The sequence below is a fragment of the Micromonospora sp. NPDC023633 genome (assembly GCF_040640035.1).
Taxonomy (GTDB): Bacteria; Actinomycetota; Actinomycetes; order Mycobacteriales; family Micromonosporaceae; genus Micromonospora.
The window spans coordinates 14,823-35,754 of record NZ_JBFABB010000075.1; the positions used below are offsets into that span (position 1 = coordinate 14,823).

The following is a 20,932-nucleotide window of genomic DNA, read 5'->3' on the forward strand; positions in this document are numbered from 1 at the left end:
CGTGAAGGCCTTCGTGGGGGTCACGGATGAGAAGTGGTACCGCTTTCTGGCGGCCCGTCCCGAGCTGAACGAGGTCAACTTCTGGCGGCCGTCGGGCGGCGGGTTTCGCGCGCTCACAGTCGGCGAGCCCTTCTTCTTCAAGGCCCACCATCCTCTCAACCGTGTCGTCGGTGGAGGCTTCTTCAGTGGCTTCACCCAGCTACGAATCTCCGAGGCGTGGGAGTTGTTCGGGGAGGCCAACGGGGCGGCGAGCATCGAGGAGATGCGCCGCAGTGTCGGTCGATACCGCAGGCAGCCGATCGCGCCCGACGAGGATCCCGTCATCGGCTGCATCTTCGTGCGTGACGCGACCTTCTTTCCCGACGAGTCCACCGTCGGCCCGCCGCCGGAGTTCAAGTCGAACGTGGTGCAGGGCAAGACGTACGACCTTGCGGATGCCGCCTGGGGCGATTACTTCGAACTGCTGATCCATCGCCTGATCGGCACGACGGTCGAGCTCGACCTCAATGCACCCTGGCATCGTCCCGGCCCGGTGTACGGGGACCCGCGGCTGGTGCCCCAGCGGCTGGGCCAGCAGTCGTTCAAGGCTGTGGTGCTCGGTGCGTACGGCCGGCGCTGCGCGATCACCGGCAACAGGGTCCAGCCGGTGTTGCAGGCCGCGCACATCCGGCCCTTGCCGAAGGGCGGCGAGCACCGCCTGGACAACGGCCTGCTCCTGAAGTCGGACGTGCACATCCTCTTCGACAAGGGCTACCTGGGCGTGGATCCGAAGTACCGCCTCGTGGTGAGCCCTCGGCTCCGCAGCGAGTTCGGCAATGGGGACCAGTTCTATGCCAAGGCGGGCGAGCAGATAGCTGTTCCGGATCGCCGGGCCGACCGACCGAACGCGGAGTTCCTGGAATGGCACCTCGACACCGTGTACAAGGCGGCCTGATCCCGGTAGCCGAGGTCGAACGTCAACCGATCGTGGAAGACACCGTCAGTTCGGGTGGGGCGGTTCGTCGAGGATGGCGCTGAAGCGTTCCTCGGCCAGGTCGAGCTGCCCGAGGATGTGCTCCTTCACGGGCGCCGACAGGGGGGTGTCCGGTCGGGTGACGAGGTCCCGGTAGACCGGCACGAGCGGCCGGTACTTGCGCGCCGACGAGGTCACCTTCGGACCGACGGTGTGGATGACGCCCACCCCGTTGTCCGTGAAGTCGGAGATCTTGATGACCCGGGCCCACGGCTCCCGGTCCAGGCTGGCCGCCACGTGTTCCCGGTACTGGACGTGCCTGTCCCGGCCCGGGTCGTACGCCGGATTGGTGACCGCGCCGACCAGTCGGGCCACCCGCGGGCCGAAGCGTGCCGCGAGCACGGCCAGGGCGGCGGCGGTGGCGTCCTCGCCGTCGTGCGCCCCGGCAGGTTCGCCGGAGGGCGTGGCGGCCAGCTCGTCGGGGTGGTCCTCCACCGCGTCGTGCAGCAGGCCGGCGACGATCACGTCGACATCGCGGACCTGGTAGTGGTGCATCATCCGGATCGCCACCCGCAGCAGGTGGTTCAGGTAGGGCTCGCGTACCCGCCGGTCGTCGCGGTGCAGCTCGGCGGCCAGGTCGAGGGCCTCGGTGAGCCGGCCCCGGGCGGCCTCGTCGAACGCGCGCAGCTCCAGCCGGAACCGGGCCAGCAGGCCGGGCTCGCCGTGGATCTCGGTGATCGCGTGCATCGGCATGGTGGCCAGGTAGGCGGGAAACTCCATCCGCCACTTATAGCCGATCTTCACCCTCCCGGGGGTCCCTGCCGTCGGCCACCCGACGCCGGGACCCCACGACCGCCGGCCACCGCGACGCCGGGACCCAGGGCCGTCGGCCACCGCGACCTGGCCGGCGGCGTCCGGTCAGGTGCCGGAGACGCGCTTGACCAGGCGTACGGTGGTGCCGTCGGCGCTGCCGTCCACGGTGGCCTCGTCCATCAACCGGGCCATGATCAGCCGGCCACGGCCGCGCTCGCTGTCGTCGGGGGGCGCCTCCCGCCACCCGCCGGTGTCGCTGACGACCATCTCCAGCCGGTCGGCGCGCAGCCGCCCCCGGACGGTGACCGACGCGTCCGGGGCGAACCGGTAGCCGTGCTCGATCGCGTTGGCGCACGCCTCGCCGGCCGCGATCAGGGCCGCGTCGACGTCGGCCTCACCGATGCCGAGGCCGGTCAGCCACTCCCGCAGCGCCTCCCGCGTCGGCGCGAGCTGGCCCGGGTCGGCGGTCAGCGTCGCGGCGAAGACCGCCGGTTCGCGATGCCGGTAGACCAGCACCGCCACGTCGTCGTTGCGGGTGTCGGGCAGCAGGTCCCGGACCATCCGGTCGGCCAGCGCCCCCTCGGGCAGCTCGCGGCCCTGGGTGAGCGCGGCGACCGCCCGGGAGATGCCGGCGTCGATCAGTTCCCGACGCCGCTCGACCAGCCCGTCCGTGTAGAGCAGCAGCGTCGAACCGGGCCGCAGCTGCGCCCCCGCCTCCGGCCGGCCGGGCACCGCCACGCTGGCCAGCGGCACCGACCCGGCGCGGGTCAGCAGGTCGGCGGAGCCGTCCGGGTGCACCAGGATGCCCGGCGGGTGGCCCGCCGACGAGTAGCGCAGCACGCCCAGCGAGCGGTCGATGATGGCGCAGAAGACGGTGGTGCAGGCCCCGCCGGGCACCATGCGGGCGAAGTCGTCCAGCGCGGAGAGCACCTCGGCGGGGCTCTTGGCCTGCAGGAGCAGGGCGCGCGAGGCGCTGCGCAGCTGACCCATGACGGTGGCGGCGGGCAGGCCCCGTCCCACCACGTCGCCCACCACCACGCCGACGAGGTCGCCGGGGAGCTGGACCACGTCGTACCAGTCGCCGCCCACCTCCAGCGGCGCCACCGCCGGCTGGTAGCGGGTCGCGAAGCCGGCCGGCAGGTCGACCGGGCCGAGCATCGCCCGCTGCATGGCCAGGGCCACCGTCCGCTGGGTCTCGAAGGCCCGCGCGCGGACCAGCGCCTGGGCCAGCGCCGCGCAGAGCTGCCGCACCAGCGGCCGGTCCACCGTCGGCACCGACCGGGGCGGATCCAGCTCCAGCCACACCCCGCTGGCTGCCCCGCCCGGCTCGACGCGCGCCCCGACCGCGGTCACCCGGCCCACGTCGTCGAGGAACAGCTGCGGCTCGCTCTCCGCGGCCAGCCCGTCGAGCGCCCGCTGCACCTGCGCGGTCAGCGTCAGGCCCTGGGTCACCACCAGCGGCGTGCCGGCGGCGTCGGCGCAGACCGCCAGGCCACGGGTGCCGTCCAGCAGGGTGCACAGCTCGGACAGGCCGGCGTCGAGCACCTCGGCCACGTCGGTGGCGCGGGCGAGCCGACCGGAGAGCGCGGCCAGGGCGGACTGCCGCGCGGCGGCCCGCACCTCGGCGGTCACGTCCCGCAGCGTGGCGACGTAGAGGCGGCGGCCGGTACGCGGCTCCCGCAGCGAGTTGTAGACCGCCTCGGCCCAGATCCGCTGCCCGTCGGCGTGCCGCAGCGGCAGGGTGACCCGCCCCCGGTCGGAGCCCCGCGCGGTGCGCAGCACGTCGATCAGCAGGCGCCGGTCGGCGGGCGCGGCGTCGGCCTCCGGCCACCAGGGGTGCGGCGGCGCGACCGGCGCCGCCAGCCGGGCGGTGCCGACCAGGTCGCAGAACGCCTCGTTCGCCTCGACCAGGGCGCCGTCGGCGTCGACGACGGCGAACGCGTCCTGCAACGACTCGATGAGCGCCGCCCGCCAGGTCGCCTCCTCGGTGCGCAACCGGGCCAGCTCCAGGTGCGCGCCCACCCGGGCCAACAGCTCCTCGGCGGAGAACGGCTTGACCAGGTAGTCGTCGGCCCCGGTCCGCAGCCCCTCCACCGCCGCCTCCTCGCCGGCGCGGGCGGAGAGCACGATGATCGGCAGCCCGGCCGTACGCCGGTCGACGCGCAGCGCCCGGACCAACCCGAAGCCGTCCAGGCGGGGCATCATCACGTCGGTCAGCACCAGGTCCGGCACCCGCTCGGCGATCCGGTCGAGCGCCTCGCGGCCGTCGGCCGCGACGACCACCCGGTAGTGGGGTGCGAGCAGGCTCGCGAGGAACGCGCGCAGGTCGGCGTTGTCGTCCACCACCAGCACCGTCGCGGTGTCCCGGGCGTCGCCGTCGGTCCGGTCCGCCGGGGCGGGCGCGGCCGCCGGGAGCCAGTGCAGGGCCTCGGCGACGTACGCCTCGTGGGCCGGCTCGTGAGGCGCGGTGGTCGCGGCGGTGGCCCGGCCGTACGGCAGCCGGACGGTGAACGTCGAGCCCTCGCCCTCGACCGAGCGCACGCTGACCTCACCACCGTGCAGCTGGACCATCTCCTGCACGAGCGCCAGCCCGATGCCGGTGCCCTCCTGCGACCGCCCGGCGGCACCCTTCACCCGGTGGAAGCGGCGGAACAGCAGCGGCTGCTGGTCGGCGGGGACGCCGACGCCGGTGTCGTCGACGGTCAGCGTGACGCGCTCGTCGTCGCCCCGCAGCCGCAGCCGCACCGCCCCGGACATGGTGTACTTCAAGGCGTTGGAGAGCAGGTTGACCACCACCTTCTCCCACATGTCGCGGTCCACGTACGCGGTGCGCGGCAGCGCCTCGACCTCGACCCGGTAGCTCAGTCCTGCCTGGCGCATGGCGTACGCGAAGGACTCCGCGACCCCGGCGGTGAGCGCCGGAAGGTCGGTCTCCCCCCGATCCGCGTCCAGCCGGCCGCTCTCCAGGCGGGCGAAGTCGAGCATGTCGTTGACGAGCTTGCGCAGCCGGCCGGTGTTGCGGTGCACCAGCTCCAGGCGTTCGCGCTGGCCCGGCGGGAGCGGCTCCCGCCGGTCGGCGAGGCTCTCCCGCACCGGCCCGGCGATCAGCGTCAGCGGGGTGCGCAGCTCGTGGCTGACGTCGGTGAAGAACTCCGTCTTCGCCGCGTCCAGCTCGGCCAGCGCGGCGGCGCGGCGGCGCTGGGCCTCGTACGCCAGCACGTCGCCCAGCGCCGTCGAGACCCGGTTGGCGACCAGGTCGAGGAAGCCCCGGTACGCCTGGTCCAGCTCCCGGAAGGGGCTGATGCCGGCGACCAGCACGCCGGCCGGGCGGGTGTGCCCGGTGGCCAGCAGGGGCAGCACCACCACCTCGTCCACCGGCACCCCGGCGACGGCCCCGGCCCGGGCGCGGGGGTCGCCGGGCAGGGCCACTCCCCGGACCCGCGCGGGGCGGCCGGTGCGGGTGACCTCGTCGATCTGCGCCAGCCAGCCGGGGCCCGCGGCGGCGTCGTCCTCGGCCACGCCGACCGAGGCGGCCAGGACGAGGTCGTCCGCGTCGGACCACGGGCTGCCGCCCGGTGCGCGGCCGGCCGGGTCGCGGTCCGGCGGCACGCCCTCGGGACGCAGGTAGATCATCGCGGCGGGCAGGTCGGCTGCGCTGCCGGTGAGGACCCGGGCCGACGCCCGGACGGCGTCGCGGGTGGTGTCCGCCGCCGCGATGGAGACCGAGCCCAGCTCGCGCAGCGTCTCCAGCCGACGGTCACCCAGCACCCGGGCGGTGACGTCCGTGGTGGCCACGAAGATGCCGGGGATCCGGCCGTGCCCGGCGCGCACCGGGCTGTAGGAGAAGGTCCAGTACGTCTCCTCGAGGTAGCCGTGCCGGTCGAGCAGGAGCAGCTGGTTCTCCGCGTAGGTGGCGCCGTCGCCGGCGAGCACCTGGTCGGTCAGCGGGCCCAGCTCGGTCCAGACCTCGGCCCAGCACTCCGCGCCCGGCTGGCCGATGGCGGCCGGGTACTTGTCGCCGAGGACCGGGGTGTACGCGTGGTTGAAGATCTGCACCAGCTCGGTGCCCCACCACAGCAGCATCGGGATCTTCGACGGCAGCACCGTGCGCACCGCCGCGCACAGCTCCGGCGGCCAGGTCTCCACCGGACCCAGGGGAGTGGCCGCCCAGTCGGTCGCCCGGTGCGCGGCGCTGGTCGAGTCGTCACCGGCGAAGAGGGCGTCGACGGACGCCCCGGCGTCCGCCGGTCCGACGTGCTGCTCCGAATCCACGTCCGGCCCCCTGTCCCCGAGCTGATTCCGGGTCGTAGGCAGCCGCCATGGCCTGCCCCGCATCGTCCCGCCGGGGTCACTTGCCCCAACCGGCCACGCCCGAACCGTCCATCGACGTGACCCGACCCGCACCTCAGCGGACGCCGTCGCCGCGCGGGACCCGCCCGCAGTCACCGACCCACGCGCGACCCGTCCCTGGCGGTCAGGGCGACCCGTCCGTGGCGGTCAGCGGGCGACCTGTCCGGGCGGTCAGGGTGACCCGTCCGCGCGGTCGGCAGGCGACCCGTCCGTGGCGGTCAGTGGGTGACCGTCCGGGCGGTCAGCGGGCGAGGCGGTGGTCGCGGGGGCTGACGCCGTGGACCCGGCGGAAGGCGCTGCTCAGCGCGAAAGGGCTGCCGTAGCCGACCTTGCGGGCGACCGCGCCCAGGGTGGCGTCGGGCTCGCGGAGCAGGTCGGCGGCGAGCGCCAGCCGCCACCCGGTCAGGAACGTCATCGGCGGCTCGCCGACCAGCTCGGTGAAGCGCCGGGCCAGCGCCGCCCGGGAGAGTCCGACCTCGGCGGCGAGGGAGGCGACCGTCCAGGGCCGGGCCGGGTCGTTCTGGAGCAGCCGCAGCGCCGGGCCGACGACCGGGTCGGCGGCGGCGACGTACCAGGCGGGCGCGGCGCCGGGGCGGGCGAACCACGTCCGCAGCGCGGCGATCAGCACCAGGTCGAGCAGCCGGTCGAGGACGGCCTCCTGCCCGGGCGCGTCCCGGGTGACCTCGTCGGCGAGCAGGGACACCAGTGGGCTGCGCCACTCCTCGCCGCCGACCACCAGCAGGGGCGGCAGGGCGGTCAGCAGCCGCCGGCTCAGCTCGCCGGGCAGCTGGTAGGTGCCGGTCAGCAGCACCGTGGAGCCGTTGGCGCCCGTGCCCCAGGTGCGTACGCCCAGCGCCATCGCCTCGGCCAGGGGCTCGCCCCACAGCGTGGTGCACCGCTGCCCGGGATGGACGACCACCTGCGGCGGGGTGGCCGGGTCGTCGGCCACGAGGTAGCCGTCCGGCCCGCGCAGCACCGCCACGTCGCCCGGCCCGAGCGCGACCGGCCCGCCGTCGTCGGGGACCACCCACGCCGCGCCACGGACCAGGGCCACCACGGTCAGCGGGGCGCGGTCCTCGATGCGCAGCGCGAACGGCGGGTCCAGCATCGACCGGAGCAGGAAGGCCCCCCGGGCCCGGGGCCCGTCCAACAGCCCGGTCAGCGGATCCACCCCCGAATCCTAGCCACCTCCCCGCCGGCCCTCTCCGCGTCGATCATGCAGTCGTGGTGCCCCGCAAAATCCGCAGATCGTCCCACACCGCCCACCACAAGCCCATGATCGACGGGGAGGTGGGGTGGGGAGGTGGGGCGGGGGGTCAGGGGGTCAGCCAGGTGGTGGCGCGGGTGCGGATGGTCTCGGGGATCTCGTGGGGGCCCGGGAACTCGTCGTAGGTGACGTCGTAGCCGAGGGAACGCAGGCGGGGGACCAGGCGGCGGCTGCACACGTCGACCGGCAGGACGGGGTCCTGCGCGCCGTGCGAGACGTAGATCCGGGGCCGGCCGTGGGTGACCAGCGGCGCGGCGAAGCCGGGGGAGAAGGCCACCACCGCGTCGACCAGGTCGCCGTTGGTCAGGCCCAGGGAGAGGGCGTACGAGGCGCCGTCGGAGAACCCGCCGAACGCCACTCGCGCCACGGGGTAGCCGGCGAAGGCCGTGGCCAGCAGCTCGTCGATGCGTCGGACGTCCGCCCCGAAGCCCTCGACGATCAGGTCCCAGCTGCTCGCCACCGCCTTCGGGGCGACCAGCAGCAGCCGGTGCGCGTCGGCTACCGGAAGCAGCAGGTCCAGCCCCTGCCGGGCCGAGCCGCCCGCCCCGTGCAGGAGCAGCACCAGCCGGTACGGCGGACCGTCGACCGGCGGCGGGGCGTACACCATCGCCAGCGGGGCGCCCCGCGGGTCGGTCAGCGACGCCAGCCCGGCGGCGGCCAGGGCGGTCGGCGGCGCCGGACGCGCCCTGAGGCGGCCGTGCCGGGGGTTCTCCTCCGGCTGCCGGTGCGGCGGGGCGGGTTCGGCCACGGGATCACCGCTCCTCGTCCTGGGCGGGCATGCGCGGGCGGTTACCCGCCAGCCCGCCGACCAATCCCACCGGGGACGCCTCGGACTGGCGTGGCCCTGGCACCGGCGTGCCCCCTCTCACCGGGCGGTTCATCCGCTCACCCGGCGGACCAGCCGGGACGGGAACATCGTCGCCGGCGGAACCGGCCGCCCGCCCAGCACGGCCGTCGCCGCCGCCGTGGCGATCTGCGTCACCGGGTGGGTCGCCGTGGTCAGCGCGGGGGTGGTCATCGCGGCGAGCGGGATGTCGTCGAAGCCGGTCACCGCGACGTCGCCGGGCACCTGGACGCCGTCGCCGCGCAGCTGGTCGATCACCCCGAGGGCGGTCGCGTCGCTGCTGCCGACGATCGCGTCCGTGTCCGGCCAGCGCGCCAGCACCTCCCGGGCCGCCGCCCGGCCGCGCTCCGCGCTGAAGTCCCCCGGCACCAGCCGCTCCGGCAGGGCGGCGTCGCGCACCAGCCGCCGGTACGCGCCGACCGAGCGACCGGCGCAGGACAGCCACCGGGGCCCGGTCACCATGGCGATGCGGCGGCGCCCGGTGGCGTACAGGTGCCGGACCACGGCCCCGGTGCCGCCGCCGTTGTCCACGTCGAAGGCCGGGACGAGGGCGGAGCCGATGCCGATCGAGGCCACCCGGCCGCGCAGCCCCGCCGGGACGGCGTCCAGCACCGCCTCGGTGGTGTTGATCAGGATGATCCCGCCGACGCTGCGGTCCTCGGCCAGCCGGCGCACCTCGCCCGGCGCCCGCGTGGGCAGCCAGTGCAGCGCCACCCCGAGCCCGTGCGGCGCGCAGACCTGGGCGCACGCGCCGAGCACCCGGTGGACGTACGGGTCGTCGAGGACCGTCGCGGCGGTGCCGGTCACCGCCACCACCAGCCGGACGCCGGTACCCCGGACCAGCGCGCGGGCGGCCGGGTTCGGCGCGTAGCCGAGCCGGTCGGCGGCGACGTTCACCCGCTCGCGCGCGGCGGGGGAGGCGTAGCCCGTGCCGGCGATCACCCGCGAGGCGGTGGCCCGGGAGACCCCCGCCGCCCGGGCGACGTCCTCCAGGGTCGGTGCTCGGTGTGTCGTCGTCATCCCCGGTCCTCCCCGTGGTCGGCCGTCGCGGCGTGGACGGTCGACCGAATCATCCCCCTCCGGCGCGCCGACGGTAAGGGGCGGCACCGGCTTGTCCTGAAAGCGCTCTCAGGTGTGGGATCGGGCGACAGACCACCCGAGGCGAGAGGACCGCCATCGTGAGCCACACCGCCGCCCCGCCCGCCGCGCCGCCCCCGGCCGTACCCCGGGCGGTGCTGGCCGCCCGCACCGGCGTGGCCGTGGTGTTCGCGCTCAACGGCCTGGCGGTGGCCACCTGGTTCTCCCGGGTGCCCGCCGCCCGCGACGCGCTCGGGCTCAGCGCGGGTCGGCTCGGGCTGCTCCTGCTCGCCATGTCCGTCGGCGCGCTGCTCGCGATGCCCACCGCCGGCCTGGTGGCCCAGCGACTCGGGGCGGTCCGCACGGTCGCCCTCTCCACCCTCGTCGTCGCGGCCGGGCTGACCGTGACCGGCGTCGCCGCCCTGGCCGGCTCGCTGGCCGGGGTCGCGGTGGGGCTGTGCGCCCTCGGCTACGGCTCCGGCATCTGCGACGTGGCGATGAACGTCGAGGGCGCGGCGGTCGAGCGGCGGCTGGGGCGCACGGTCATGCCCCGTTTCCACGCGGCGTGGAGCCTCGGGTCCGTGGCCGGCGCCGGGCTCGGCGCCGGAGCGGCGCGCCTCGACGTGCCGGTCGCCGCGCACCTCGCCGCGCTGGCGGCGGTGGTGCTGCTCGGCACGCTGCTGGCCGTCCGGTCGTTCCTGCCGGCGGCCGAGGGCGGCACGGCCTCCGCGTCGGCCGCCTCCGCCGAGCGCCGCCGCGACCTGCTGGCCGCCTGGCGGGAGCCGCGCACCCTGCTCATCGGCCTGCTGGTGCTGGTGTCGGCGTTCGCCGAGGGCAGCGCGAACGACTGGCTGGCCGTCGCCTTCATCGACGGACACGACCTCGGCGAGGCGGCCGGGGCGGGCGTCTTCGGCGTCTTCGTCGTCGGCATGACCCTCGGCCGCACCGTGGGCACCGTCGCGCTGGACCGGTGGGGCCGGGTGCCCGTCCTGTCCGGCACGATCCTGCTCGCCACGCTCGGCGCGGGCGTGGCGGTGCTCGCCGGCTCCGGGCCGGTGGCGATCGCCGGGGTCGCGCTCTGGGGGATCGGCGCGTCGCTCGGCTTTCCGGTCGGGATGAGCGCGGCGGCTGACGACGAGCAGCGGGCGCCGGCCCGGGTCAGCGTGGTCGCCGTGATCGGGTACACGGCCTTCCTCGCCGGCCCGCCGCTGCTCGGCCTGCTCGGCGACCGGGTCGGTACGCTGCACGCCCTGCTCGTCGTGCCGGTGCTGCTGCTGCCCACCCTCGCCCTGGTGCCGGCCACCCGCCCGCCGGCCCGCTGACGTCACCTGGCAGGGCACTCACACCCCGCTCGCAGCCGCCTCGCAGGAAACGGTGCTGCACTGGGAGGACCCGGAGGAGAGGAGCGGGACATGGGCTGGTTCAACCGGCGGTCGCGGGCCACCGACCCGACCCCGACGAAGCTCGACCGGGAGGCGACCCGCGAGGACCTGGCCGCGCTGGAGGCGTTCGTCGCCAGCCGCCGGGGCGTGGAGTTCTACCTGGAGCCGGAGACCACGGCGACCGACACCACCGTGGTCGCGATCGCCCACGACGGCGAGTGGATCCGCCGTCGCACCGGCTCGCCGCGCGCCGCCGGGACGATCGCCCGCAGGCACGCGGTGCCGCTGTACGAGGCCGCCCGCACCGGCTACCCGGAGCGGATGCGCGCCTGGAACCGCGCCCACCCCGAGCGCCACGCCCGCTGACCCCCGGCCCCGCCGCGCCCGTTGACCATGACCCGCGGCCCCGCTGACCCGGCTCGCCACGCCCGTTGACCATGGCTCGCCGCCCCCGCTGACCCGGCTCGCCACCGGGTGTCCGGCCCCGGGTGCCCGGTCATCCGGGTGCGGCCACCGCCGCGCGGGCCTCGGCCAGGGCCATCGGCGGACCGTGGCTGGCGACGTACCAGTGGATGCCGTCGGTCAGCAGTCGGCGCACCAGGGCACAGGTCGGGCCCGTCCTGCGGGGTGCGCAGGTGCGCCGGCGGGGGGTAGTAGCAGTCGCCGAGCAGCAGCACGCCCGAGTCCGGCACCGCCACCACCGTCGAGTCCGGCGCGTGGGCGCCCCGACGTGCGTCGCCGTCACGCCCACGGGCAGTTCCAGCCCGTCCGCGAACGTGCGGGTCGGCGGCAGCACCGCGAAGTCGTCCCACGAGTCCACCGCCAACGCCCGGGCCCGGAAGCTCGGGCCGAGCGGGGCTCTGCCCGGCGTCGACCAGCACGCTGCCCCGCTCGTCGGCGATCAGCGCGACGCCAGCCTGCACGCTGGCCGGATCCGGGTCGCCGGGGCAGATCCAGACCCGCCCGGCGAGGTGCTGGAACGCCATGTCGATGATGGCGCGCTCCTTCCCCCCGTCGAGAGTGGACGTCCGACGATCGTAGACCGGGGGCGCTGTCGTCAGGTGCGCTCGCGTCGCCCGAGTCGGAGGAGCCGCGCCCCGAGTACGGCGGCGCCTCCCAGCGTTGCGGTGCCGAGCAGCACCATGAACGTCGGATAGAGGTACGGCACCTGGATCCAGGCGACGTCGCGACCCCGGTAGAGCATGCCGACCACCCGGTGGACGGAGGCGAGCAGCAGCAGCGGCGCGAGCAGCGGGAGCAGCCGCACCAGCGTCCAGGGGCGCACCGCCCGGCCGGCTGCCCAGCGGCGCGAGCGGAGCACGCCCCGACCCGCGAGCGCCGCCGTCGCGACGGCGAGCACCAGCAGCACCGCGTCGACGACCGCCAGCGGCGTGCCCGCCGAGGGCGCCGGCCTTCCCTCGATCAGCGCGACGAGCCGCTCGGCGAGGGCCGAGGCGTGGCCGTACGACAGGCCGGTGTTCGCCATGACCGCGACGCCGTGGCCGGACGCGGGCAGCAGCGCCTGGTACGCCGTCGAGGTGAACAGGTCGCCGCTGTGCGCGATCATCGGCGCCCCCGACGCGGTCCTCTCGACGAACCAGCCGAGGGCGTAGGAGCCCGAGACCGCGGACGGGCGGTGCAGCGCGGCGAGCCCCGAGGGGGAGACGACCGCCTTGCCGTCCGGGCCGCGCCCCTGGTTGCCCTGCGCGACCAGCCACGCCGCCATGTCGTGCGCCGAGCTGAGCACACCGCCCGAACCGTTGCCGAAGGCTGGCGGCTCGGGCACGGCGACGGCCGCGCCGAGGATCATCAGGTGGCCGCGTGCGCTCGGCGGCAGCTCGCGGGCGACGTCGAGGGTGCGGCTGTCGGCCATGCCGAGCGGACCGAAGACGTACGTCCGCAGGTAGTCGTCGAACGGACGGCCGCTGACCACCTCCACCAGACGTGCGGCCACCTGGAAGTTCGGGTTGTGGTACTCCCATCTCGTGCCGGGCGCGGCGGCCAGCCGCGCGGTGCGCATCCCCGCCACGGACTCCCGCAGCGAGCTCGGCTGCCGCCGGCTGAAGGCGGGAAACGTCGTGTCCGACATGCCGGAGGTCTGGTCGAGCAGCTGCCGCACGGTGATCGTGGCGGCTCGGGGATCGGCCATCGCGAACTCGGGCAGGTGCCGCTGGACCGGGCCGTCGAGCTCCACCCGGCCGGCCTCCACCAGTTGCATCACCGCCAGGGCGGTGAACGACTTGCTCACCGACGCCACGGCCATGGGGGTGTGCGCGGTGACCGGGACGCCGGCAGGGGTGTGGCCGTACCCGGCGACGTGCAGCACGTCGGTTCCCCGGGTGACGGCCACCGCGACGCCGGGCAGCCCGGTGGCGTCGCGGTACTCCCGGACGAGGGCGTCGACGGCAGGTGCGTCGACACCGGCCGGAGATCCGGGCGGAGGCGCCGGGGCCGGCGACGCGGCGAGCGCCACCGCACCGGCCAGGACGAGAACTCGCGTGAGCATGACCGGAGTCTCGGCCGGCGACGCCGCCCGTACATCGGATCGTGGTCCGGACACGGGATCGGACCGTGGTCCGACGCCCGGCCGCCATCCGGTGGATACGGTGGCGCGGTGGTCACCTCGGGGCGGCTCGGGCTGCGGCAGCTGATGGCGTTCGACGCGTTGGTGGCGGCGGCCATCGTGCTCGTCACCGTGCTCCGGACGCCCGCCGCCCCGGTGCTCGCGTGGGGGCTGGCCGTGCTGTTCGGGCCTCCGCTCGCCGTACGCAGGCGTTGGCCGGTGCCGGTGCTCACCGTCGTGGTGGTGGCCGGGGCCGTGGCGGTGGCGATCGGGGTCGCCGGCGACGCGGTGGTGTTCGCGGTGGCGCTCGCGCTCTACCCGCTCGCGCTGTCCGCCCCCATCCGGCGGGCCGGGTTCGCGCTCGCCGGGGCGCTGGCGGGTTTGACGGCCGGGGGCGTGGTGGGCGCGACGGTCCCAGGGCTGCCGGTGATCCCGACCCGGGCGGGGGAGGAGTCGTTCGCGGCCACGCCGGTGCCGGTCCTGCTCTACGCCGCGACCGTGATCGCCGGCTCGTGGACGCTCGGCCGGGCGGTACGCGCCCGCCGACAGCACGCCGCCCAGCTCGCCGAGCTGCGTGCCGACCGGGCGGTGGCCGAGGAGCGGCTGCGCATCGCCCGGGACATCCACGACGTGGTCGGGCACAGCCTCAGCGTGATCGCGATGAGGGCGGCGGTCGCCAACCACCTCGCAGACGGCCAACCCGAACAGGGGCGGGCCGCCCTCGACGCGATCGAGCGGGTCAGCCGGGCGGCCCTCGACGACGTCCGGGTCGTGCTCGGCGCGCTGCGGGATCCGGCCGACACCGCGCCGAGCTTCACCGAACTCGACCGGCTGGTCGAGGACGTCCGCGTCGCCGGTGTCACCGTCGACGCCGACCTGGCGGCCGATCTGTCCCGGGTGCCGGCGGCCGTGCAGGTTTCGGCGTACCGGATCGTGCAGGAGGCCCTCACCAACGTGCTGCGCCACGCCGGTCCGGCCCGCTGCCGACTGGATGTCACGATCGAGCCCGGGGTGCTGGTCGTCGCCGTCGTCGACGACGCGGGGCCGCGGCGTGCCGTGGGGCCGCCCGGCCACGGCCTGCGGGGGATGCGCGAACGGGCGGCGATGCACGGCGGCATCCTGGAGGCCGGCCCCGAGCCCGGCGGGTTCGCCGTCCGCGCCCGACTGCCGTTCACCGCGGGGGTGTCCGACGATGAGTGAGCCGGTACGCGTGCTCCTGGCCGACGACGAGGCGCTGCTGCGCGGCACCCTTCGCCTGCTGCTCGACGCCACCCCCGGGATGACCGTGGTGGCGGAGGCCGGCACCGGGCGCGAGGCCGTCCGGCTCGCGGAGGCGCACTCGCCCGACGTGGTCCTGATGGACATCCGGATGCCCGAACTGGACGGCATCGCCGCCACCGAACAGGTCACCGCGTTGCGGGACGCGCCCCGGGTGCTCGTCCTCACCACCTTCGACCTCGACGAGTACGTGTACCGGGCGCTGCGCGCCGGGGCGAGCGGTTTCCTGCTCAAGGACACGCCACCCGTGCGGCTGCTCGACGCGATCAGGGTGGTCGCCGCCGGCGAGGCGCTGCTGGCCCCGAGCGTCACCCGTCGGCTCATCGCCGAGTTCGCCCGGGTGCCGGCGGCGCGGCGGGTGCCCGGACGGCTCGACGGGGTGACCCGGCGGGAACGGGAGGTGTTGACGTTGATCACCCGTGGGATGTCCAACACCGAGATCGAGCGGCACCTGCACCTCAGCCGGGGCACCGTGAAGACGCACATCGGCCGGTTGCTGACGAAGCTCTCCGCCCGTGACCGGGCGCAACTGGTGATCGTGGGCTACGAATCGGGGCTCGCCGACCGGTGAGGCGACGTCGACCGTGGTGAACGCTCCGCCGGCACGTCGGGCGGGGAAGGGCGGGTCCCGTTCGCCGGAACGTGCCTGCTGGAGAAGGGCGACGGTACGCGGGTGCCGGGATGCCCGCGGCTGCCGGACGGGTCGGGCCCGGGCGCGTTGCGGGGCCACCGTCCCCGCATTCGGAGACCTCGACACCGCATCGGCCGACGACAATGTCAAATAACTGTCCGACTGGATCACCCCATCGTTCCTCGTCGATCGGATCGGCGCGTCGCTGGCCGGACGGGGTGGCGTTGACCGGCGGCCCCGGGGTGTGGCAGCATTCGCGGCCTGACGGCAGTGAAGGAAGCCGGTGCGATTCCGGCGCGGTCCCGCCACTGTCACCGGGGAGCGATCCCCCCTCGCGAGTCACGGCCGTGCGTGTGCGGTTGGAAGGCCGGGGGAGAGCGTCGATCTGGGAGCCAGGATACTTCGGCCGTCGGGAGTGACCCCAGGGCGTGGACACCCGAGGAGGACCCGATGACGCACCGCGTCTCCGCCATCGACGATCACCGTCGCATCGTGCCCGGCCGTGGCAGTGCCGCGGGCGGCCGCACCCCCGCGCCGCCGGCCGGTCGCCGTGCCGCCGCGCAGTCGCCCCGCCCCGCCGCCCCCGCGACCGGCCGCGCCCGCGCCGCGTACCGCTGACGCCCGCACCGCGCCGCCCGACCCCGCCGGTGAGCCGGCCGTCGGCCCGCCGCACCCGCTGAACCGCGCCCACCCCCGCATCGCCCGGTCGGCCCCGCGCCGACCCGGGTGTCACTCTCCGGAGCCGCCCGTGCGCACCCTGCTGCTGTCCACCGCCGACACCGACCTGCTCGCCGCCCGCGCCAGCGGCGCCGAGTACCGGCTCGCCAACCCCGCCCGGGTCGCCGCCGACGCCGTGCCCGCGCTGCTCGACGGCGTCGACCTCGCCGTCGTACGCCTGCTCGGCGGCCGGCAGGCGTGGCCGGACGGGCTGGCCGCGGTGCTGGCCTCCGGCGTGCCGACGGTCGTGCTCGGCGGCGAGAACGTGCCGGACGCGGAGCTGATGGCGGCCTCCACCGTGGCCTCCGGGGTGGCCACCCAGGCCCTGGCCTACCTGGTCGAGGGCGGGCCGGAGAACCTCGCCCAGCTCGCCCGGTTCCTCTCCGACACGGTGCTGCTCACCGGCGAGGGGTTCGACCCGCCCGCGCCCACCCCGACGTACGGCATCCACGGCGAGCGGCCCGCGCGGCCGGACCGGCCGACCGTCGGGATCGTCTTCTACCGGGCGCACGCCCTCGCCGGGAACACCGGGTTCGTCGACGTCCTCGCCGACGCGGTCGACGCGGCCGGCGGCGACCCGCTGCCCATCTACTGCGGCTCGTTGCGCGGCCTCACCGCCGGCGCGGGGCCGCTCGGGCTCTTCGCCCGCTGCGACGCCCTGCTGGTCACCGTGCTCGCCGCCGGCGGCACGGTCGCCGCCGACGCCTCCGGCGGGGGCGACGAGGACGCCTGGGACGTGGGCGCGCTCGCCGCCCTGGACGTGCCGGTGATCCAGGCGCTCTGCCTGACCAGCACCCGCGAGCAGTGGGCCGCCAGCGACGCCGGGCTGTCCCCGCTGGACGCCGCGATGCAGGTGGCGATCCCCGAGTTCGACGGCCGGATCGTCACCGTGCCGTTCTCGTTCAAGAAGATCGACGCCGACGGGCTGTCCACCTACGCGGCCGACCCGGAGCGGGCCGCCCGGGTGGCCGGCATCGCCGTGCGGCACGCCCGGCTGCGGCACGTGCCCCAGGCCGACAAGCGGCTCGCGGTCGTGCTCAGCTCGTACCCGACGAAGCACTCCCGGGTCGGCAACGCCGTCGGCCTGGACACCCCCGCCTCGGCGGTCCGGCTGCTCGCCGCCCTGGCGGAGGCCGGCTACGACCTCGGCGACGCCCCGGTGCCCGACGACGGCGACGCGCTCATCCACGCCCTCATCGCCGCCGGTGGCCACGACGTCGAGTGGCTCACCCCGGAACAGCTCGGCGCCGCCGAGGCGCGGGTGCCGGGGGAGACGTACCGGCGCTGGTTCGCGCAGGTGCCGGCGGAGCTGCGGGACCGGATGCTCGCCCACTGGGGCGAGCCGCCCGGCGGGCTCTACACCGACGGCGGCGACATCGTGCTCGCCGGGCTGCGCTTCGGCAACGTGGTGCTGCTGATCCAGCCGCCGCGCGGTTTCGGGGAGAACCCGATCGCCATCTACCACGACCCGGACCTGCCGCCCAGCCACCACTACCTGGCCGCGTACCGCTGGCTGGCCGCGCCCGCCGCCGACGGCGGGTTCGGCGCCGACGCCGTGGTGCACCTGGGCAAGCACGGCACCCTGGAGTGGCTGCCCGGCAAGGGCCTCGGGCTGGCCGCCGACTGCGCCCCCGACGCCGTCCTCGGCGACCTGCCGCTGGTCTACCCGTTCATCGTCAACGACCCCGGCGAGGGCACGCAGGCCAAGCGGCGCGCGCACGCCGTGGTCGTCGACCACCTCGTGCCGCCGATGGCCCGCGCCGAGACGTACGGCGAGCTGGCGAAGCTGGAGCAGCTGCTCGACGAGTACGCCACCGTGCAGGCCCTCGACCCGGCCAAGGTGCCGACCGTGCGGGCCCAGATCTGGGACCTCGTGCGCGCCGCCGAGCTGCACCACGACCTGCACACCGAGCGGATGCCCGACGCCGACGACTTCGACGACTTCGTGCTGCACCTCGACGGCTACCTGTGCGAGGTCAAGGACGTGCAGATCCGCGACGGCCTGCACGTCCTCGCCGCCGTGCCCACCGGCGAGCCCCGGGTCAACCTCGTGCTCGCCGTGCTGCGCGCCCCGCAGGTCTGGGGCGGCGCCCGCGCGCTGCCCGGCCTGCGGCAGGCCCTGGCCGCCGCGTACGGGCTGGACGAGCAGGCGCTGCTCGCCGCACCGGGGGAGCGGCTGGCCGTGCCCGAGGCGCTGACCGAGACCGTGGACGGGCCGGGCGTCACCGCCGCCGACGCGGTCGACCTGATCGAGGCCCTGGCCCGCCGGCTGGTCGTCGGCATGGAGACCCTCGGCTGGGACGCCGACAAGGTCGACGCGGTGGTCGAGGAGGTGGCCGGGCGGGCCGTACCGGACGCCGCCGCCGTGCTCCGCTTCGCCGCCACCGAGCTGGTGCCCCGCCTGGACCGCACGACCGACGAGATCGACCGGGTGGTGGGCGCGCTCGACGGGCGGTTCGTGCCGCCCGGCCCGTCCGGCTCGCCCACCCGGGGCCTGGTCAACGTGCTCCCCACCGGCCGGAACTTCTACTCCGTCGACCCGAAGGCCATCCCCAGCCGCAACGCCTGGGACGTCGGCGTGGCCCTGGCCGACTCGCTGCTCGCCCGGCACCTCGCCGACACCGGGGAGTACCCCCGCTCGGTCGGGCTCACCGTCTGGGGCACCAGCGCCATGCGCACCCAGGGCGACGACATCGCCGAGGTGCTCGCCCTGCTCGGCTGCCGCCCGACGTGGGACGACCGGTCCCGCCGGGTCACCGGCGTCGAGGTGGTGCCGACGGCGGAGCTGGGCCGCCCCCGGGTCGACGTCACCGTGCGCATCTCCGGCTTCTTCCGCGACGCCTTCCCGCACGTGGTCGCGCTCATCGACGACGCGGTGCGGCTGGTGGCCGCCCTGGACGAGCCCGCCGAGGAGAACTTCGTGCGCGCGCACGTCGCCGCCGACCTCGCCGAGCACGGCGACGAGCGGCGGGCCACCGCCCGCGTCTTCGGCTCCAAGCCCGGCGCGTACGGGGCGGGGCTGCTGCCGCTGATCGACGCCCGTAACTGGCGCAGCGATGCCGACCTCGCCGAGGTGTACGCCGTCTGGGGCGGCTACGCCTACGGCCGGGGCCTGGACGGGCGGGAGGCGCGTGCCGACATGGAACGCTCCTTCGCCCGGATCGCCGTGGCGGTGAAGAACCAGGACACCCGCGAGCACGACATCGTCGACTCCGACGACTACTTCCAGTACCACGGCGGGATGGTGGCGATGGTCCGCCACCTCACCGGCGCCGCCCCGGCGGCGTACGTGGGGGACTCGGCCATGCCGCACGACGTGCGCACCCGCACCCTCGGCGAGGAAACCCGGCGGGTGTTCCGGGCCCGGGTGGTCAACCCGAAGTGGATCGCCGCGATGCGCCGGCACGGCTACAAGGGCGCCTTCGAGCTGGCGGCCACCGTCGACTACCTGTTCGGCTACGACGCCACCGCCGGCGTCGTCGACGACTGGATGTACGAGCACCTGACCGCCGCGTACGTCTTCGACGACACCACGCGGGAGTTCCTGGAGCGGTCCAACCCGTGGGCGCTGCGCGGCATCACCGAGCGGCTGCTGGAGGCGGCCGACCGGGGCCTGTGGGCCGAGCCCGAGCCGGCCACCCTGGACCGGCTCCGCGAGACGTACCTGGCCAGCGAGGGCGACCTGGAGGAACGGCAGTGAGCGCGAGGAGTGAGCCGGTCCTGCGAGCCCCGCAGTCGCGAACGGAAGGCGGCTCGGTGAGCGCGAGGAGTGAGCCGGTCCTGCGAGCCCCGCAGTCGCGAACGGAGGCGGCTCAGTGACCACCTACCCGTTCAGCGCGGTGCTCGGCATGGACGACATGCGGCTGGCCCTGCTGCTCAACGCCGTCTCCCCGGCGATCGGCGGGGTGCTGGTACGCGGCGAGAAGGGCACCGCCAAGTCGACCGCCGTACGGGCGCTCGCGGCACTGCTGCCGCCGGTCGACCGGGTGGCCGGCTGCCGCTTCGCCTGCGACCCCACCGCCCCCGACCCGTCCTGCCCGGACGGCCCGCACCCGGCCGCCCCGCCCGCCGAGCGGCGGCCCGCCCGGCTGGTGGAACTGCCGGTCGGCGCGGCCGAGGACCGGGTGGTCGGCTCGCTCGACCTGGAGAAGGCGCTCGGCGAGGGCGTGCGCGCCTTCGAGCCCGGCCTGCTCGCCGCCGCCCACCGCGGGGTGCTCTACGTCGACGAGGTCAATCTGCTCCACGACCACCTGGTCGACCTGCTCCTCGACGCCGCCGCCATGGGCCGTTGCCACGTGGAGCGCGAGGGCGTCTCGGTCAGCCACGCGTCCCGGTTCCTGCTGGTCGGCACGATGAACCCGGAGGAGGGGGAGCTGCGCCCGCAGCTGCTGGACCGGTTCGGGCTGACCGTGGAGGTCGGGGCCAGCCGCGACCCGGCCGTACGCGTCGAGGTGGTCCGCCGGCGGCTCGCCGCCGACGCCGACCCGGCCGGGTTCGCCGCCCGCTGGGCCGACGCCGACGCGCAGGTCGCCCGCCGGGTCGCCGCCGCCCGGCAGCGGCTGGAGCACGTGCTGCTGCCCGACGCCGCGCTGCGCCAGATCGCCGAGGTGTGCGCCGCGTTCGACGTGGACGGCATGCGGGCCGACATCGTCACCGCCCGTACCGCGCTGGCGCACGCCGCCTGGCACGGCCGGGACGCGGTCACGGTGGAGGACGTGCGGGTCGCCGCCCGGCTGGCCCTGCCGCACCGGCGCCGCCGCAACCCGTTCGACGCGCCCGGACTCGACGAGAAGCGCCTCGACGAGGCCCTGGACCGGGCCGGCGACGACGACCCCGACGACGACCCCGGCGGCGGTCCGGACCCGGGCCCCGACGGCGGCGGGCCGGGCGGCCGAGGCCCCGGCGACCCGGGCGGTGGCCCGGCCGGGGCCGGCGGCGCCCCGGACGACGGCGCCGCCGACGGCAGCGCGCCGGCCGGCACGGACACGCCGGGCCTGGGGCGTGACGGCGACACCGGCCGGGCCGGCGGCGCGGACACGTGGCCGGACCGCTCCGGCG

General features: G+C 75.9%; 13 protein-coding genes, 1 pseudogene and 1 riboswitch. Of the genes and pseudogenes, 8 read left to right on the forward strand and 6 right to left on the reverse strand.

Features of this window, described 5'->3' with window-relative positions; all coding sequences use genetic code 11:
- The first annotated feature begins 1 nt into the window (after position 1).
- Positions 2 to 934, forward strand: a complete 933-nt coding sequence (locus tag AB0G13_RS22195) for an HNH endonuclease (RefSeq protein ID WP_357877154.1) — start codon at positions 2 to 4, stop codon at positions 932 to 934.
- A 45-nt stretch (positions 935 to 979) separates the two neighbouring features.
- On the opposite strand, the gene AB0G13_RS22200 is transcribed toward AB0G13_RS22195, so the two are convergent.
- The 5 genes from AB0G13_RS22200 to AB0G13_RS22220 form a co-directional block, all read right to left on the reverse strand.
- Entirely contained in the window at positions 980 to 1,732 is a 753-nt protein-coding gene (locus AB0G13_RS22200; protein WP_357877197.1) for an HD domain-containing protein, read from the reverse strand.
- 138 nt (positions 1,733 to 1,870) lie between these two features.
- A complete protein-coding gene (locus AB0G13_RS22205) occupies positions 1,871 to 6,037 on the reverse strand; it encodes a SpoIIE family protein phosphatase (protein WP_357877157.1) in 4,167 nt (1,388 codons plus the stop codon).
- A gap of 319 nt (positions 6,038 to 6,356) precedes the next feature.
- Positions 6,357 to 7,286, reverse strand: coding sequence for an AraC family transcriptional regulator (locus AB0G13_RS22210; protein WP_357877160.1), 930 nt, complete (start codon positions 7,284 to 7,286; stop codon positions 6,357 to 6,359).
- 145 nt (positions 7,287 to 7,431) lie between these two features.
- Entirely contained in the window at positions 7,432 to 8,130 is a 699-nt protein-coding gene (locus AB0G13_RS22215) for a phospholipase (RefSeq protein ID WP_357877163.1), read from the reverse strand.
- Positions 8,131 to 8,259: 129 nt separating this feature from the next.
- Positions 8,260 to 9,246: a LacI family DNA-binding transcriptional regulator gene (locus AB0G13_RS22220; RefSeq protein ID WP_357877166.1), complete on the reverse strand. Its 987-nt coding sequence runs from the start codon at positions 9,244 to 9,246 to the stop codon at positions 8,260 to 8,262.
- Positions 9,247 to 9,404: 158 nt separating this feature from the next.
- Here AB0G13_RS22220 and AB0G13_RS22225 point away from each other — a divergent pair, with 158 nt between their 5' ends.
- Together AB0G13_RS22225 and AB0G13_RS22230 are read left to right on the forward strand one after the other, a co-directional pair.
- Positions 9,405 to 10,625 carry an MFS transporter gene (locus tag AB0G13_RS22225; protein ID WP_357877170.1) on the forward strand — a complete coding sequence of 407 codons (1,221 nt, stop codon included), beginning with the start codon at positions 9,405 to 9,407 and terminating at the stop codon, positions 10,623 to 10,625.
- A gap of 90 nt (positions 10,626 to 10,715) precedes the next feature.
- Positions 10,716 to 11,051, forward strand: a complete 336-nt coding sequence (locus tag AB0G13_RS22230) for a hypothetical protein (RefSeq protein WP_357877173.1) — start codon at positions 10,716 to 10,718, stop codon at positions 11,049 to 11,051.
- A 691-nt stretch (positions 11,052 to 11,742) separates the two neighbouring features.
- Here the strand turns inward: AB0G13_RS22230 and AB0G13_RS22235 are convergent.
- On the reverse strand, positions 11,743 to 13,191 hold the full coding sequence (locus tag AB0G13_RS22235; protein WP_357877176.1) for a serine hydrolase domain-containing protein: 1,449 nt from the start codon (positions 13,189 to 13,191) through the stop codon (positions 11,743 to 11,745).
- A gap of 108 nt (positions 13,192 to 13,299) precedes the next feature.
- Here AB0G13_RS22235 and AB0G13_RS22240 point away from each other — a divergent pair, with 108 nt between their 5' ends.
- From AB0G13_RS22240 to AB0G13_RS22260, 5 genes and pseudogenes are all read left to right on the forward strand, one after another.
- Positions 13,300 to 14,448 carry a histidine kinase gene (locus tag AB0G13_RS22240; protein ID WP_357877179.1) on the forward strand — a complete coding sequence of 383 codons (1,149 nt, stop codon included), beginning with the start codon at positions 13,300 to 13,302 and terminating at the stop codon, positions 14,446 to 14,448.
- Entirely contained in the window at positions 14,441 to 15,097 is a 657-nt protein-coding gene (locus AB0G13_RS22245; protein WP_357877182.1) for a response regulator transcription factor, read from the forward strand. The genes AB0G13_RS22240 and AB0G13_RS22245 overlap by 8 nt, the downstream gene beginning before the upstream one ends.
- 333 nt (positions 15,098 to 15,430) lie before the next feature.
- Positions 15,431 to 15,560: riboswitch (cobalamin riboswitch) on the forward strand.
- 47 nt (positions 15,561 to 15,607) lie between these two features.
- Positions 15,608 to 15,775, forward strand: a complete 168-nt coding sequence (locus tag AB0G13_RS22250) for a hypothetical protein (protein ID WP_357877185.1) — start codon at positions 15,608 to 15,610, stop codon at positions 15,773 to 15,775.
- Between the two features lie 130 nt (positions 15,776 to 15,905).
- Positions 15,906 to 19,574: a cobaltochelatase subunit CobN gene (cobN, locus tag AB0G13_RS22255; RefSeq protein WP_357877188.1), complete on the forward strand. Its 3,669-nt coding sequence runs from the start codon at positions 15,906 to 15,908 to the stop codon at positions 19,572 to 19,574.
- A 56-nt stretch (positions 19,575 to 19,630) separates the two neighbouring features.
- A pseudogene (locus AB0G13_RS22260) lies at positions 19,631 to 20,932 on the forward strand (ATP-binding protein); the annotation flags it as partial.